This window comes from Ekhidna sp. ABH4_415 (assembly GCF_056161305.1).
In genome coordinates, this window is record NZ_JBSWYW010000001.1 from 264,851 (window position 1) to 278,988 (window position 14,138).

Genomic DNA, 14,138 nt, shown 5'->3' on the forward strand with positions numbered 1-14,138 from the left:
CAGCGAAGGATCAATTTTGAAACATTTACGTACTTTTAAGTATGGTTAAGGGATTTGATGACTTGAAAAAAGAGCTTGAAAAGCTCCCAAAAGCACAACAGAAAGAATGGGTGGATAATTGGTTGGACGAGATAAAATGGTCTTCGAAGTTTGAATCTTCTCAAGGTGAGCTTAAGAGCCTGGCCAAGGAAGCTTCAGAAGATTATCAGCCTGGAAATACAACGAAGGATTTTGAGAGCCTCAAAAATGCATTGAAGAATTTTACTGAGGAGAAGCAAAAAATTCTTATCCATCAAATAATCGAAAAAATTCATCAAATATCAAATGACGATGATATGATTCGTGATTTTGGGTATTTAGCTCAATGGGATTTTTGGAACGATCCCCGAGAAGATATTTATCAGGATTATCTACCTAAAAAATGAATCCGGGAGATTTGATTCTTGTACCATTTCCTTTTGCAGATTTAGATGTTCAAAAAGTAAGGCCATCTGTGGTCATCCATAGAACTGAAAAGTACAATGATATTATTCTATGTGCTATTAGCTCTGTAGTTCCGAAATCATTAGGAGATTATGAAATTTTGATCAAACCAAATCCAAACAATGGATTGAGAGTCGAATCGATAATCAGAGTGGAGCGAATCGCAACGCTGAGAGAAGAAAGGGCAATCGAAAAAATAGGAAGTCTTTCTGACACTCAACTAAAACTACTTTTAAAGACCTTAAGAGATCTCTTCAAATGAAAACCATAGAAGTTTGTCTAACCCCCGACCTCATACATCAGCATGACCTTTCTGGTAAGATCGTTGTAGTAGTCGATATTTTTCGCGCTACTTCCTGTATTGTAACCGGACTAGCCAATGGTGTAGAATCAATTAAGCCTGTTGGAGAAGTAGAGGAATGCAAAGCACTTGGAAAGGAGGGCTACCTGATGGCTGGCGAACGAGGAGGTCAGAAAGTGGAAGGCTTTGATATGGGAAATTCTCCTTTTGAATATCTGAAGGACAATGTCAAAGGAAAAAAAGTAGCCATTTCTACTACAAACGGCTCTCAGGCCATTCTGAAATCTGAAGGAGCAGATGCCATTTTGATTGGCTCATTTCTGAACCTGGAGGCACTTACTGAATATATTCTACAGCTACCTATTGGAGTGGTTGTTCACTGTGCGGGATGGAAAGGCACACCAAACTTAGAAGACACCCTATTTGCAGGTGCACTGATCGATGAATGTGCCGAGGAGATGGAGCCTGTTGGAGATTCTGCTTTGCTGGCGCACCAGCTATTCATTGCCAATCATGAGAACTTATTAGGACTGGCTTTAACTTCAAGCCATGCCGAACGACTCAAAGGGTTTGGTATTGAAAAAGATCTGGAGTTTTGTATGGAACAAAGCAAGTACCAGGTGGTCCCTAAGTTTATTGATGGGGAGTTGGTATCTTAGCGTTGTGAGAAAGCTTTTATTTGTATTTGTTATCTCGATTCTCCTTCTATCATGCAGCGATAAAGAAGAGGAGTACCCTTTTGATCAATCACCATATATTGAGTTTGAGGATTTAGTTTTTAGTGATAATACAGGAGAGCCAGACGTTATGGAACTTTCATTTATTGTATGGGATAGAGAAGGTGATATTGGGTATATCGAAAATGACGTTGATTATCCTTATCACCTGTATAATATAATTGTAGATTCAAAAAATGGGCCTGTTAAGTTCGAGAATGATATTTTTCCTCCTTTTTATATCAGCCCAATGAATATTGTTTTTAATCCAGATATAGGTGAGTTAATTAGCCAATATGATTTTCAAAACAAATCTTTTTATTCTGATGTGATTGACAGAGGTCAAGAATTTTCATGTGATGAAAATGTTATTCTCATGGATGGGCATAACAATCCTTATGATACTCTCTTTGGACATGAAAATAAGTTTTATAGAAATCTTGATGTACTTTTCTATCAAGAGGATGGAACTAAAGTCAATTTTAATGAGATTTTTAATTCAGAATTATGCGGAATTGGAGATTTCAATGCTACGTTATTTGATTTATCTATTGAGAAGAAATTAAACCATCCTGAAATATTTAAGATTAACAGGGTTAATAGATATGCATGGGAAATCACTTATAATATAAAAACTATAGGATTGAATGTTGCTCTTCAAAATACTTTGTTTGAGATTCAATTTCAATTGAATGACCGAGAACTCAACGAAAGCAATATCGCCTCTTCAGGTTTAGTTACTTTGGAAGAAATCACAGTAGAATGAGCGCTGGACTCTACGTCCTTCTTGCCATTGTAGCAATCATCCAGATCGCCATATTTGTCATGGCTCGTCGCATTCGTAAGCGTGAAAAGGAAAATAACGTCCTTCTAAAATATGACATCAACTCTCGTCAGCGAGCCTGGCAGCTACTGGCTGATCAATCTATTCCGAAGGAGGATAAAGAAAAGATAAGAGAATATTATGAGCAAGCTGATTAGAAACCCTGACAGGTTTAATTCAATTAAAGCTACAGATTAATAATAATCATTTTGAGCCACTAAAACCTGTCAGGGTTAAATACCAAGGATTATTTCCTCAACTTCTCATTCTCCTGATGCCTGGTTCCATCCCGTGAATTCTTCTTATCCAGGTTTTTCTTAAGTGCTTCAGTAAGATCTACCCCTGTTTGGTTAGCTAGGCAGATGAGCACCCACAGTACATCAGCCATCTCATCACCAAGGTCACGGTTTTTGTCTGATTCTTTGAAGGATTGCTCGCCATACGTGCGCGCCATCAATCGAGCGAGCTCACCCACCTCTTCGGTCAGTATCGCCATGTTGGTGAGCTCATTGAAGTAGCGTACGCCTTTTGTTTTTATCCATTCGTCAACCACCTTTTGCGCTTCTTCTATGGTCATTAATTATTGCTGTTAGCTTCCAGGTGTTCGTTGATGTGTTTAAGCTCATAGCCCTCTTCTTCCAACTTAGAAAGGAAGAAAGCCATTCGGCCTCTTTCTTCTTTCATCAGGCTATCCATGTCTGGTTCAAACTCTTTAAAAGTCTCATGTGGAAAGCGCTTACCCGGCTCGTAATGATCTTTCCAAAAGAGGGATTCTACAATCATCCCATCCTTGTAATAATACTTGAATTCCTCTGCCAATCGATCATCCATAAAATTCATCATGTGACCGGAAAAGATAGGTTTTTCGTTCTCAAAGTAGAAATAATCATCTCGCTCATAATGAGGGGTTTTGATGATACCTACAAGTTTCATCAGCCGGCCTTCATTGAAATAGCCCCGAACCTTAAAGACCGAGTCTGCTTTTACGAAATCATCCTCAACAATACTCACGCGGTGATTTTGATCGATATGTTTCACTTTGTAATCCACTGCTTTTACGAGTGGACGGTTTTCTTTTTTTACTTCTGAGCCACATGCCCAAACGAAACTGATGGCTATAATCAGGGCTAGATTTTTCATAACGAAGGTTGGTTTTTTAAGAAAGTTAATGAATTCCGTCTTTTATTATGTTGGTGTTCCATCGACGCACTGAATTATTCGATGTATCAAGCCCGACATATAGCACCTTTGGTAAATAAAATTATGTAAGGTGGTAAACAAAAAAACGTGGTTTGCGTGCAATGAAAAACCAATTAGATGCTAATTGAAAACCATTAAATTAAGAATGATGAAAACCTTAAAGATCGCGTCGCTTTTCGCAATGAGTTTGTTGCTCGCATTTTCTGTATCAGCACAAAAAGATAAAAGCAAACGTCCTAGCCCTCCCGGACAAGTGTCCCAGGAGGTAGATGGCACTAAAATCACGATTGACTATAGCCGTCCTTCTAAGCGTGGTAGAGAAATTTTTGGAGGATTGGAAGATTATGGAAAAGTGTGGCGTACCGGAGCAAATGAATCTACCTGGATCGAGGTGTCTAGCGATGTGAAGGTAGAAGGTAAACCATTGGCTGCCGGAAAATATGGCTTGTTTACAATCCCTGGAGAGGATGAATGGACAATTATTTTCAATAAAAAGTGGGATGGTTGGGGAGCTTATGAGTACAAAGAGGAAGACGATGTACTACGTGTGAAAGTAAAACCAACCAGCGTTGATGGAGTAGTGGAGATGTTTACGATTGATATCGATAACAATGGCGATGTGAGCCTGGCATGGGATCAGACCCAGATCACATTTTCAATCAGATAAAGAGCATTGACAATAAACCGATTACTCCAAAGTAATCGGTTTATTTTTTAGACGATATTCAAGTTCTGCTCTTTGACTTTCTCCAGCTCGTCTTTCATCATCACCACCGTACGTTGGATTTCTGCATGATTTGCCTTTGAACCGATCGTATTGATCTCTCGCCCTATTTCCTGAGCGATAAACCCGAGTTTTTTACCTGCACATTCCTCTTTTTTGATCACCTCCTCGAAAAAGTCCAGATGCTGTTTTAACCGCACTTTTTCTTCAGAAATATCCAGTCGCTCCATGTAAAATATCAATTCCTGCTCAAAGCGATTTTCATCTACCTGCACCCGATCCCTGATTTCATCCAGATTTTTTTGTATTCTGGTTCGGATATTTTCTGATCGGCTTTCATCGTTTTCTTCTACACTTTTTAAGCCTTGTCTGATGTTAGAAATATATTCGGACAGCTTTTGAGTCAACGCTTCTCCCTCTTTTTTTCGAAAAGCAATGCATTTATCTACTGCGGCATTTAAGCTGGCCATGATGTCCTTTACGGGCAAAGATTCAGGGTCTAACTCCTGCTGCTGAATAACGTCAGGGGCCTGAAAAGCCAGTTTTACGAGCTCTGAACTATGACCATCTACGGATTTAGTTAGTTGATTAAATTTTTCGTAGTAGGCTTTGAACCTGGCTTCATCCACTTGAACATCTTGTAGCTCATCACCAGCCATTTCCAATTCCATGGTGAGCATCACCTTTCCCCTTTTCAGTTTATCTGTAATGACATTCCTGATATCTGCCTCCTGAGCGGAAAGCTCTTTAGGAAGACGGGGAGAAAAATCCAAAAATTTACTGTTAAGTGCTTTGATCTCTGTTTTGATCAATAGATTTTGGCTGGTACGCTCATCTCGTCCATAGCCTGTCATGGAGTGCTGCATGGTGCAAAGGTAATCTTTGGACTAAAAGTCCAAGCCTAGAGTGAAATAAAAGCGATAGTCTTTGACTTCTCCATCAAGATAAGGTCTTGCCGCATCAAATTTGATGTAATAGCCAAAGAGTACGGTTCTAAGACCAAAACCAAATCCACCTAGCCATGGATTTTGAAATTTCACGATCTCAGCAGAGAATGGATTTCCTTCGAATTTTCTCGTGATAGGTCGGCCATCTTTGAATGGAGGTGAGCCCGTCCAGACGGAACCGATATCTCCAAAACCGATAATCTGGAAGTTTCTCAAGAAGTTAGATTTTATAGGACCATTGGTTAGGTATTGAAACAATGGAATACGTAGTTCACTATTGAATACCAGGACATCCGAACCGTACGCTTCGTTATAGTCTAATCCTCTCAGGTTAGTTACAAATTCATTGAAAAGGATGTCGCTATTATCCTGACCTTCTACGATCGCCAGTGGGTCCTGTTCACCTTGAATATCAGCATCAGCAAAGAGCCAATTATCCATACCTCCAAGCATATAGACCTTTCGGGCTGGCCCCATTTGCTTTCCATACAGGATGCGATTGGCCCATGTGATTTCACGGTGTATTTTTTGGTAATGCCTGAAATCAAACCTCAGGTTGCTGAAGTTTAAATTAGAATTCTGTGTATGGAAGTGCGTGGTGTATTCCAGCAAAGCCCTTGTCCCCTGATATAGATTAAAAGAGCGCTCTACAGTATTATCAAATATAAAGGCGATACTGCCCCCCGCGTATCTTTCCCTGCTATTCTCAGCCAGTTCGTTCGATTGATTGGTCACACTTAGATAATTCAGATTAGTAAATGAGGTTTCGGTGTAGAATGGAGAAGCCTCCGCCCGGAAGGTGTGAGTGACTGGCAAAGAAGCAGTCAATTTAAATCGGTTCAGTTTGTACTTGTGACGGAAACTATTGTCCTGATTTTCCAGAATATAGGTTTTCCTGTCAAGACGAACTTTAAAGTCCATCCAGTATTTGAGGTAGTGCAGTTCTGCAAATAAATCACCTTGTTTGAAGTCAGTTTTCAGAAGTGCACCCCCTTTGATTTTGTAGTTTTCCAGCACATCGTTGATCTCCGTCTCCATGAACATCATGAAGTTTCTGTAAGGATCCCAAAGAAAGGATGTGATTACATTATTGAACTGGAATCGAGGATTATATGGTATAGGACCCACGCGCTCATTTTCCTGCTCAAAGCTTTGATACTTGCTAAAGAAAGATTCAGGCTGGAATGAAGTTTCACTTTCATCTTCAAAAACATAATTATCCGTGTCAATCCAGTTTGGATCATCTTCTACTGATGTACTGTCTTCGGTGGTGTCCTCTTCAAATTGGAAGTCATCTGTATCAAATTCATCTTTAGGTGTGACTTCTGCTTCCTGTTCCTCTTTTTTCTCAGCATTCCGCAAAACCCTGGTGACTACCCTGATTGCATTTTCACGGCGCTTTCTTGGCGTTTCTGTTGTGAACTTGCTTGTACTCAGATCAGTAATTGTATCATAGTATACACGCTTTTCTCCTTCACCTAACATGGAATACGTTAGTCGATCAGGATCAAAGTGGATGTCATAGCTGATGATGCTCTTGTCAAAATTCGTTATCTGTGTGGTTATAGAGTCATATAGATTATATCTATACAAATTTGATATGCCTTGTTGATCACTCAAATAATAGACTTCATTCACATTTTTAGCATACGGCTTTCGGTCCTCTGCAAAGGAATTTGTTAAACGGAAAAAGTTGATAGTTGTGGTGTCCAGATCATACACAAATAGATTGAAGTTGTTATCCAGTGTTTCTAATGGAACGTCACTTACATTGACTGAATCGCTTTCACGATTAGAGCTAAATACTATTGCCGCTGTTCCTGGCACAAATACCGGATCCAGGTCATCATAAATATCTCGCGTGATCCTTCGGAGAGCATTCCTATTCATGGCTATCAGAAATATGTCATTTTGACCATCAATATCCCCGGAAATGACCGCCAGCCTCCCATTATCATTAAAGGAAAAGCTTTCTACTTGTCTGAAGCGGTTCAGTGGTTTTTGGCCTTTTTCTCCAGTATCGATATTAAATGTATTGAGATACAAGAAGCCCCTTTTGAATAAAACTACACCAAGTGTGCTGTTATCCTGCCAGTCCAAAAGTGGCAAATGTTTATCAACATCCTGTCCGTTGATGCGATAGCCCCCGGTAGCAATTTTTTTGGAGTTACCCGTCTGAAGATCGGTCACATACAACTGATATTTTCCATTCTTCAGCATGGCATAGGCAACTTTGTCAGCGTCCTTATTAAAGCTGATGGAGGTGGTGATCAGCTCTTTTGAGTTTCTAATGTCTTCAAGTAAACGATCTTCACCGACAGTGGTGTAGTTTTCTTCTACTTCCAATCGCTGAAGCAGGTAGTAATTCTGCCAGTCGTCCAGAAAGGTTTTGAATGAAACTCCCAGCGTATTAGCAATACTGTTTTCTTCTTTTCGGATAATCCGTGTGAGGTTGAGAATATTGGAGATATTCCCCTCTCCGTATTTCACGGCTATATAATTCCAGATGCTTTGGCCGATGACCCTTGCCGATTCTCCATCAATGCGTTTAAGTTTTTTGATTTTCTTTCTCCCCATGTAATCTCGAAGGAAGTCGTCCATTTCTCTTGACCAACCGTAGGCTATGTATCTGGCAGCTCCGTCGATAAACCAATCAGGAAGAGTAAGCAGATAGCTGTTTTGAAAAATCTCAGCAAGACTACCACCGTACATCATATCGTTGATCAGAGTACTGGCCAGCTGATAAATCAAGTCCTCTTTAAACTGATTGGCCTTGCCGGGATAGGCCACCTCCAGTTGAAGTTTCACAAACTCCGTTCTTCCTCCGATAGTGTAGACGGCTCCATCAATTCCCACATTGCTTTGCTGCAAATCATGAATGGAGTTGTAAATAAAAATTTTCGTTTTGCTGTACGGGGCATAACCCAGCTTGTCTGTCAGATCTACAAATTCATCCTCCAGAAAATCGATGGCCTCCAAGGCATACTCCTGCCCGCCGGGGTAATAGTATATATCAAAATTATTGGTGCTATAGTAGTACCAGTCGAAGTTTTTATACTGAATTCGGTTTTGCCCAAAGGGGGTTGTGTAGTGCTGGCCTACAGCCACACCTACACTAAAAAAATATGGGATGATGTATTTAAGAAACCCTTTGAACATGTACTTCTTCGTCTATCTCACTTTTGCCCTGCAAAACGTCAACGAAATGTTTTGCAAAATACGGTGTTAAAGAAACACCTTTCGTGCCAAAACCATTAAAAATTCCTAATGTTTTATACGTTTCATGCAAACCAATATACGGCTTTCTGTCATGAGTGGCAGGCCTCACCCCCGCTCTTTTATCAATTATCTCGTAATCACCAGCATACAATTTATTTAACCGCTCCTCCAACGATTTGATTCCTGACGCTTGCGGTTCGTACGTGAGATTATTGTGATCATAGGTTGACCCCACGGTAAATCGATCGCCTTTTGGAATCATAAAAACACCCTGATTGATAATATAATCCGATTTCAAATCGATTTTAATGTCCATAATCTCCCCTCTCACTGGTCTGAAAGGCAAATTCCAGTATGGATTATCTGGAAGCGAACCCTCACAAAAAATGATCCTGCTAGCTGAAATGTCCTCATACTGAACGTGGTGTTCCTCCATGATTAGCTTATTATAATCAAACACTTCATGACGGTAAACTCCCTTATGTTGTAAGAAAGTCTTCATTGCTGCTAGCATTTCTGGAAGATTCACATAACCAGAATAGTTAACAATAATACCTCCAAGCTCGTCCCGAACATCAGGGTATCCGATGCTGTCCTTCTTAAACTCCTTCACAAAGTCTGCATATCCTTCATCAGCAATCTTACCATCCCAGTCGTTTTGATCTTCAGTATTCTTAAAAGGACGATAGATGGGAGTTGGATGTAAAAAGGTAGTGTGAAGATTTTTTTCCAGCAGACGGTAGCGACTTTCCAGTTTTGGGAAAAGATCGTCAGCGCGCCAGGTTTTTACCATTTTTCTCCCGGTAATCGGGTTGTATATGCCTGCCGCTTTTTTTGAGGAAGTCGCTTCAATATCCTTATCTATTACCAGTATTGAAAGGTCTCTTTCGAGCATTTCATGTGCCAGCCATGATCCTGCTAGTCCTTGCCCCACGATGATATAGTCAACCTTAATTTTTGGCACTTTACTTTTGTATTCTCAAAGGCATAAAACTATATCAGATGAAGATAAAATCATTCGTTTTTAATCCGTTCTATGAGAATACGTATGTGGTTTCCTCAGATAAAGGCAACTGCCTGATCTTTGATCCCGGATGCTACGAGGACTATGAGGTGAAAGAGTTGAAGGAATACATTCATATGAATGATTTGAATGTTGTTGCAATCATAAACACTCATTGTCACATCGATCATGTGCTCGGTAATGATGAGTTAAAAGCATACTATAAGGTGCCTTTGAAAATTCCTGAAAACGAGAAAGAAGTATTTGACTCGGTTCCTGCCTATGCACCGCAATGGGGCATGGCAGGTTACAGACATGCAGAGGTTGATGAATTACTAAAAGGCGGAGATACATTGACGCTTGATGAAGTGCAGCTGAAAATGATTGAGGTGCCGGGCCACTCTCCAGGTCATCTGATGTTTTACATCGAGGATGAAAAATTTATGATCGGTGGGGATGTGCTCTTTCGTGAAAGCATCGGCAGGACAGATTTGCCGGGAGGTAACCACGAGGATCTTTTAAGAAACATCCAGGAGAAAGTATATACCTTGCCTGAGGAGGTGCAGGTACTCCCCGGACATGGACCTGCCACCAGTATTGGACACGAAAAAAGAAATAATCCATTTGTGAAAGGATGAAAAAACACATTCCAAATCTTCTGACCTGTCTAAACCTTGCCATTGGATGTGTAGGAATCTATTACACATTGCGAGCAGATGGACCAGAGGCTTTTTACTTTGTGATCGCTGCAGGATTGTTTGATTTTCTGGATGGGTTTTCAGCGCGGATGTTGAAAGTTCAGTCAGAAATAGGTAAGCAACTCGATTCCCTTTCAGATCTTGTTTCTTTTGGTTTGCTACCTTCTTTCTTTATGCTACAGTGGCTTCAAGAATCATCAGCATATTTCTGGGTTGCAATAATCATTGCGGTTTTTTCAGCCATACGTCTGGCAGTTTTTAATCTGGACGAGTCTCAGTCAGATAGCTTTAAAGGGTTACCTACCCCAGCTAATGCGATCATGCTTACATCTCTTATTTTCCTGCCTTTTGAGATGTATGAATACACGCTGATCAGTATTTGTATTTTTTCAGCCATAATGCTTGTCTCACCGATCCGACTCATTGCACTAAAATTTTCATCTTCCGGATGGAAAGGCAATAAAGAACGATGGATCTTGATCATTGGGATTCTGATTCTTTTGGCTGTCTTCAGATGGTCATCATTCCCGTACATTATTCCATTTTACATAATGGTGTCTGCCATATCTTATGTTGCAAGGTCTGTCCGATAGAATTTTTGGTTTGAAGTGTACGTTTAACATAAGGATGAAGAAAAGTGCACTCCTAATTGTATGCATATTCTGTTTTCATTTTGTGAAGGCACAGTCTTCCGTTTTATCAAGTGGAACCTGGTTTAAGGTGGGTATCACTGAAACAGGTCTTTATAAAATCGATCGAAATACTTTGGATGTCCTTGGTGTACCATCATCAATCAATCCGCAGAAAATCAAACTGTATGGAAATGGCGTAGGTGGGATTCTACCTCAGGCCAATAGTGAATCCAGACCTACAGACCTGCTGGAGAACGCCATTTACGTTTCAGGAGAATCGGATGGATCTTTTGACTCTGACGATTACATCCTTTTCTATGGAGTTGGTCCAGATAGGGAAATCTGGTCCGAGACCGGCCTTATATATGAAAAGAATATATACTCAGATACCTCCTATTACTTTCTTCGAATCGACGGTGTGAACGGGAAAAGAGTTTCCGAGAAAGCAAACTTGACTGGGACTGCCACCACCACAGTTACGACCTTTAATGATCACACGGTCTTTGAAGAAGATGCAAATAATCTGATTTCCTCTGGAAGAGGGTGGTATGGAGAGACGCTAAATAGCGGTGAATCACAATCATTTTCGCATCTCATCGATGGTCTTTCTTCGGATCTCACCATTACCTTCAGTGGCGTGAGCCAGTCATCTGAGGGTGGCTCGTTTGATATTTCAACAGGATCAGGTTCAATTGGCACAGTCTCTATTGCATCAGTACCTGACGGACCGGGCACTACCTACAGCCTGAAAGCAAGACAGGAAACAGGCACATTTACTTTTCCATCCAATTCTGAATTCGATTTAGAAATCAGTTTTGACGGTAACGCTACCGGTGAGCGTGGGTATATAGACTTTTATAAACTTACCTATGAGAGAAGTTTACGATTATACAACGCTGAGACACACTTCCGATGGATTGAAAATGTAGGGGAGCTTTTGCAATATGAGGTTAGTAATGGGGCCGGGTCTACCATTTGGGATGTAACTGACCCAACAAACGTCAAAGAACAACAATTTAATGTGTCCGGCAATAAGGCAGTATTTAAAAGCCAAAATTTAAAGGTAGAAGAGTATGTTATTTTTGAAGGGAGCGATTTTCCGACACCTTTCATTTTCGGCTCAGTTCCCAATCAAAACCTGAGAGCGAATATCAGCCTCGATGGTATCATTATCACACATCCAAACTTTGAAGAGGAGGCACTTCAACTGGCTCAATTTCACCAAACACATGACGGATTAAATGTACAAGTAGCTACAACCACTGAAGTTTACAATGAGTTTTCCTCCGGTCGTCAGGATGTTACAGCGATCAGGGATTATGCAAAATATGTCTACGATAGTGGAGGCCAGCTCAAGTATCTCCTGTTATTAGGTGATTGCTCCTATGACTTCAAAGACCGAATCAACAATAACACAAACTATGTCCCTACCTACGAGTCCAGGGAAAGCTTTCACCCGATCTTCAGTTATTCTTCAGACGACTACTTTGGGTTCTTGGAAGATGGTGAAGGAGAATGGATAGAGTCTGTAGCTGGTGATCATACACTTGAAATAGGCGTTGGGCGACTGCCGGCAAAATCAAAAGAAGAGGCGCAGGCCATGGTGGATAAGATTATCTACTACAACACCAGCCCTAACACGCTTGGTAAATGGCGAAGTGAAATCACCTATGTGGGTGACGATGGTGACGGAAATATTCATGCCAGGCATGTGGAAGAACTGTCAGAGTTGGTAGACACAACCTATGCCCAGTACAATATCAACAAAGTTTTGCTGGATGCTTTTGTACAGGAAGCATCCGGGTCATCTGAGAAGTCTCCGCAAGCCAATGCAGCATTGAAAACAGGGATTAAAAACGGAACCTTCACAGTCAATTTTATCGGACATGGAAACGAGAGGTTGTGGACGGAAGAGGAAATCCTTACTCGTTCAGATATTGAGCAGCTTACCAACCGAAACAAGCTGCCGATTTTTGTAACAGCGACGTGTGAGTTTGGTCGCTATGATGATCCGATCCGCGTTTCCGGAGCTGAGGAATTGCTTTTATCGGAGCAAGGAGGTGGAATTGCACTTCTAACAACAAGTCGGCCGGTTTTCGCCAGTACCAACTTTAGTTTGAATCAAGCATTCCACGAAAACATATTCAGAAAAGAGGGCAATCAAAACCTTAGATTAGGTGATGTGATTCGCCTGACAAAAAATGAAGGACTAGAGGGGCCTGTCAATCGAAATTTCACACTGCTTGGCGATCCCATGATGATGCCAGCATACCCGAAACTAGACATTGTGATCAATGAGATTGGTAATGAATTGGATACACTGAGCGCACTGGAAGAAATCACTTTTACAGGTCAGGTTGAGGAAAATGGATCGTTGAGAACTGACTTTAACGGCCGACTCATGGTAGGTGTTTTTGATGTGAAACAGGCATTTAAGACCAAAGGTCAGGAAAGTACACCCTATACATATCAATTAAGGAGCAATGCGCTTTTTCGAGGAGAAGCGACGGTAACAAGTGGCACGTTTTCATTCACTTTCATTGTGCCAAAAAATATTTCTTACAAATATCAAAAAGGCAAACTGAGCCTATACGCATGGGATGAGGAAAACAATGTAGATGCGGGAGGTTCATCGCGTGAGTTTGTGATTGGTGGTACCAATGAAAATCCTTCTGAGGACGATGAAGCACCGGTTATTACCTCTTTCATGAATGATGAATCATTTAATGATGGAGATATTGTTGGAGATTCACCACTATTGATCGCAAACCTTGAAGATGAAAGCGGGATTACTACGACTCAGTCAGGTGTTGTTCAGGGCATTACTCTCACTATAGGAGGTGAAACGTTCAATCTCAATGATTTTTATACTGCTGAAGCAGATAATTATACCCGAGGGGTGGTGGTTTATCCACTACAAAACCTGGAGCCTGGGCGATATAGTGTAACGCTGAAGGTTTGGGACACGCATAACAATGCATCCGTATCGACAATTTCTTTTGAGGTTACAGACCAGCCAGTCCTGTTTGTTTACAATCCGATCACCTATCCCAATCCGGTTAGAGATGCAGCTACCTTCTCTTTTGAGCATGATCGAGAAGATGAAGATCTGAATGTAACTATGCTGATTTATAGCTCAGGAGGGGATGTAGTGTGCAAAAAGCAGCTACTTTTTGAGAATAGCCAACGAATGGTAGAAATACCGTGGAATTCGCAAACAGATTCTGGACAAGAGTTGATTCAAGGTATTTATTATGCGAAATTGATTATTCAAAGCAAATTGGATGGTGCAACGAAAGAAATCACCCAAAAGCTCGTTATTGTAGATTATTAGTGCTTTAGTTATTTGAAAATCAGCAGTTTTATTCAAAATATTAATTGGTATTCACCTG

The 14,138-nt window shown here is 40.7% G+C and carries 14 protein-coding genes; 9 read left to right on the top strand and 5 right to left on the bottom strand.

From position 1 onward, the window contains the following. The first annotated feature begins 41 nt into the window (after positions 1-41). Genes ACXAH9_RS01175 through ACXAH9_RS01195 form a run of 5 tightly spaced genes read left to right on the top strand, consistent with a single transcriptional unit; the run spans position 42 to position 2,481 of the window. Entirely contained in the window at positions 42-425 is a 384-nt protein-coding gene (locus ACXAH9_RS01175) for a hypothetical protein (protein WP_474893057.1), read from the top strand. Further along, a complete protein-coding gene (locus ACXAH9_RS01180; protein WP_474893058.1) occupies positions 422-745 on the top strand; it encodes a type II toxin-antitoxin system PemK/MazF family toxin in 324 nt (107 codons plus the stop codon). Before ACXAH9_RS01175 ends, ACXAH9_RS01180 begins: the two co-directional genes overlap by 4 nt. Beyond that, positions 742-1,443, top strand: coding sequence for a 2-phosphosulfolactate phosphatase (locus ACXAH9_RS01185; protein WP_474893059.1), 702 nt, complete (start codon positions 742-744; stop codon positions 1,441-1,443). Before ACXAH9_RS01180 ends, ACXAH9_RS01185 begins: the two co-directional genes overlap by 4 nt. A gap of 4 nt (positions 1,444-1,447) precedes the next feature. Continuing rightward, entirely contained in the window at positions 1,448-2,266 is an 819-nt protein-coding gene (locus ACXAH9_RS01190) for a hypothetical protein (protein ID WP_474893060.1), read from the top strand. Continuing rightward, positions 2,263-2,481: a hypothetical protein gene (locus ACXAH9_RS01195; RefSeq protein ID WP_474893061.1), complete on the top strand. Its 219-nt coding sequence runs from the start codon at positions 2,263-2,265 to the stop codon at positions 2,479-2,481. The genes ACXAH9_RS01190 and ACXAH9_RS01195 overlap by 4 nt, the downstream gene beginning before the upstream one ends. Positions 2,482-2,570: 89 nt before the next feature. Here ACXAH9_RS01195 and ACXAH9_RS01200 read toward each other — a convergent pair whose 3' ends face one another. Together ACXAH9_RS01200 and ACXAH9_RS01205 are read right to left on the bottom strand one after the other, a co-directional pair. Next, entirely contained in the window at positions 2,571-2,900 is a 330-nt protein-coding gene (locus ACXAH9_RS01200) for a nucleotide pyrophosphohydrolase (protein ID WP_474893062.1), read from the bottom strand. Next, entirely contained in the window at positions 2,900-3,463 is a 564-nt protein-coding gene (locus ACXAH9_RS01205) for a hypothetical protein (protein ID WP_474893063.1), read from the bottom strand. The genes ACXAH9_RS01200 and ACXAH9_RS01205 overlap by 1 nt, the downstream gene beginning before the upstream one ends. 208 nt (positions 3,464-3,671) lie before the next feature. On the opposite strand from ACXAH9_RS01205, the gene ACXAH9_RS01210 reads away from it, so the two are divergent. Next, positions 3,672-4,190: a DUF2911 domain-containing protein gene (locus ACXAH9_RS01210; protein ID WP_474893064.1), complete on the top strand. Its 519-nt coding sequence runs from the start codon at positions 3,672-3,674 to the stop codon at positions 4,188-4,190. 47 nt (positions 4,191-4,237) lie between these two features. Here ACXAH9_RS01210 and ACXAH9_RS01215 read toward each other — a convergent pair whose 3' ends face one another. Genes ACXAH9_RS01215 through ACXAH9_RS01225 form a run of 3 tightly spaced genes read right to left on the bottom strand, consistent with a single transcriptional unit; the run spans position 4,238 to position 9,377 of the window. Then, positions 4,238-5,113, bottom strand: a complete 876-nt coding sequence (locus ACXAH9_RS01215) for a YicC/YloC family endoribonuclease (RefSeq protein ID WP_474893065.1) — start codon at positions 5,111-5,113, stop codon at positions 4,238-4,240. 21 nt (positions 5,114-5,134) lie between these two features. Beyond that, positions 5,135-8,353, bottom strand: a complete 3,219-nt coding sequence (locus ACXAH9_RS01220) for a TolB family protein (protein ID WP_474893066.1) — start codon at positions 8,351-8,353, stop codon at positions 5,135-5,137. Continuing rightward, complete coding sequence (locus ACXAH9_RS01225; protein ID WP_474893067.1) at positions 8,334-9,377, bottom strand: NAD(P)/FAD-dependent oxidoreductase; 1,044 nt, start codon at positions 9,375-9,377, stop codon at positions 8,334-8,336. Before ACXAH9_RS01225 ends, ACXAH9_RS01220 begins: the two co-directional genes overlap by 20 nt. A 38-nt stretch (positions 9,378-9,415) precedes the next feature. Here ACXAH9_RS01225 and ACXAH9_RS01230 point away from each other — a divergent pair, with 38 nt between their 5' ends. Genes ACXAH9_RS01230 through porU form a run of 3 tightly spaced genes read left to right on the top strand, consistent with a single transcriptional unit; the run spans position 9,416 to position 14,080 of the window. Beyond that, entirely contained in the window at positions 9,416-10,054 is a 639-nt protein-coding gene (locus ACXAH9_RS01230) for an MBL fold metallo-hydrolase (protein ID WP_474893068.1), read from the top strand. Continuing rightward, the gene (gene pssA / locus ACXAH9_RS01235; RefSeq protein WP_474893069.1) at positions 10,051-10,707 is read left to right on the top strand and encodes a CDP-diacylglycerol--serine O-phosphatidyltransferase; all 657 of its coding nucleotides are present in this window, start codon (positions 10,051-10,053) and stop codon (positions 10,705-10,707) included. Before ACXAH9_RS01230 ends, pssA begins: the two co-directional genes overlap by 4 nt. A gap of 34 nt (positions 10,708-10,741) precedes the next feature. Further along, positions 10,742-14,080: a type IX secretion system sortase PorU gene (gene porU, locus ACXAH9_RS01240; protein WP_474893070.1), complete on the top strand. Its 3,339-nt coding sequence runs from the start codon at positions 10,742-10,744 to the stop codon at positions 14,078-14,080. Positions 14,081-14,138: the final 58 nt, after the last annotated feature.

Coding starts and splice junctions, on each gene's coding strand:
- ACXAH9_RS01175 (WP_474893057.1), top strand. CDS start 42: ATGGTTAAGGGATTTGATGACTTGAAAAAAGAGCTTGAAAAGCTCCCA.
- ACXAH9_RS01180 (WP_474893058.1), top strand. CDS start 422: ATGAATCCGGGAGATTTGATTCTTGTACCATTTCCTTTTGCAGATTTA.
- ACXAH9_RS01185 (WP_474893059.1), top strand. CDS start 742: ATGAAAACCATAGAAGTTTGTCTAACCCCCGACCTCATACATCAGCAT.
- ACXAH9_RS01195 (WP_474893061.1), top strand. CDS start 2,263: ATGAGCGCTGGACTCTACGTCCTTCTTGCCATTGTAGCAATCATCCAG.
- ACXAH9_RS01200 (WP_474893062.1), bottom strand. CDS start 2,900: ATGACCATAGAAGAAGCGCAAAAGGTGGTTGACGAATGGATAAAAACA.
- ACXAH9_RS01205 (WP_474893063.1), bottom strand. CDS start 3,463: ATGAAAAATCTAGCCCTGATTATAGCCATCAGTTTCGTTTGGGCATGT.
- ACXAH9_RS01210 (WP_474893064.1), top strand. CDS start 3,672: ATGAAAACCTTAAAGATCGCGTCGCTTTTCGCAATGAGTTTGTTGCTC.
- ACXAH9_RS01215 (WP_474893065.1), bottom strand. CDS start 5,113: ATGCAGCACTCCATGACAGGCTATGGACGAGATGAGCGTACCAGCCAA.
- ACXAH9_RS01220 (WP_474893066.1), bottom strand. CDS start 8,353: ATGTTCAAAGGGTTTCTTAAATACATCATCCCATATTTTTTTAGTGTA.
- ACXAH9_RS01230 (WP_474893068.1), top strand. CDS start 9,416: ATGAAGATAAAATCATTCGTTTTTAATCCGTTCTATGAGAATACGTAT.
- pssA (WP_474893069.1), top strand. CDS start 10,051: ATGAAAAAACACATTCCAAATCTTCTGACCTGTCTAAACCTTGCCATT.
- porU (WP_474893070.1), top strand. CDS start 10,742: ATGAAGAAAAGTGCACTCCTAATTGTATGCATATTCTGTTTTCATTTT.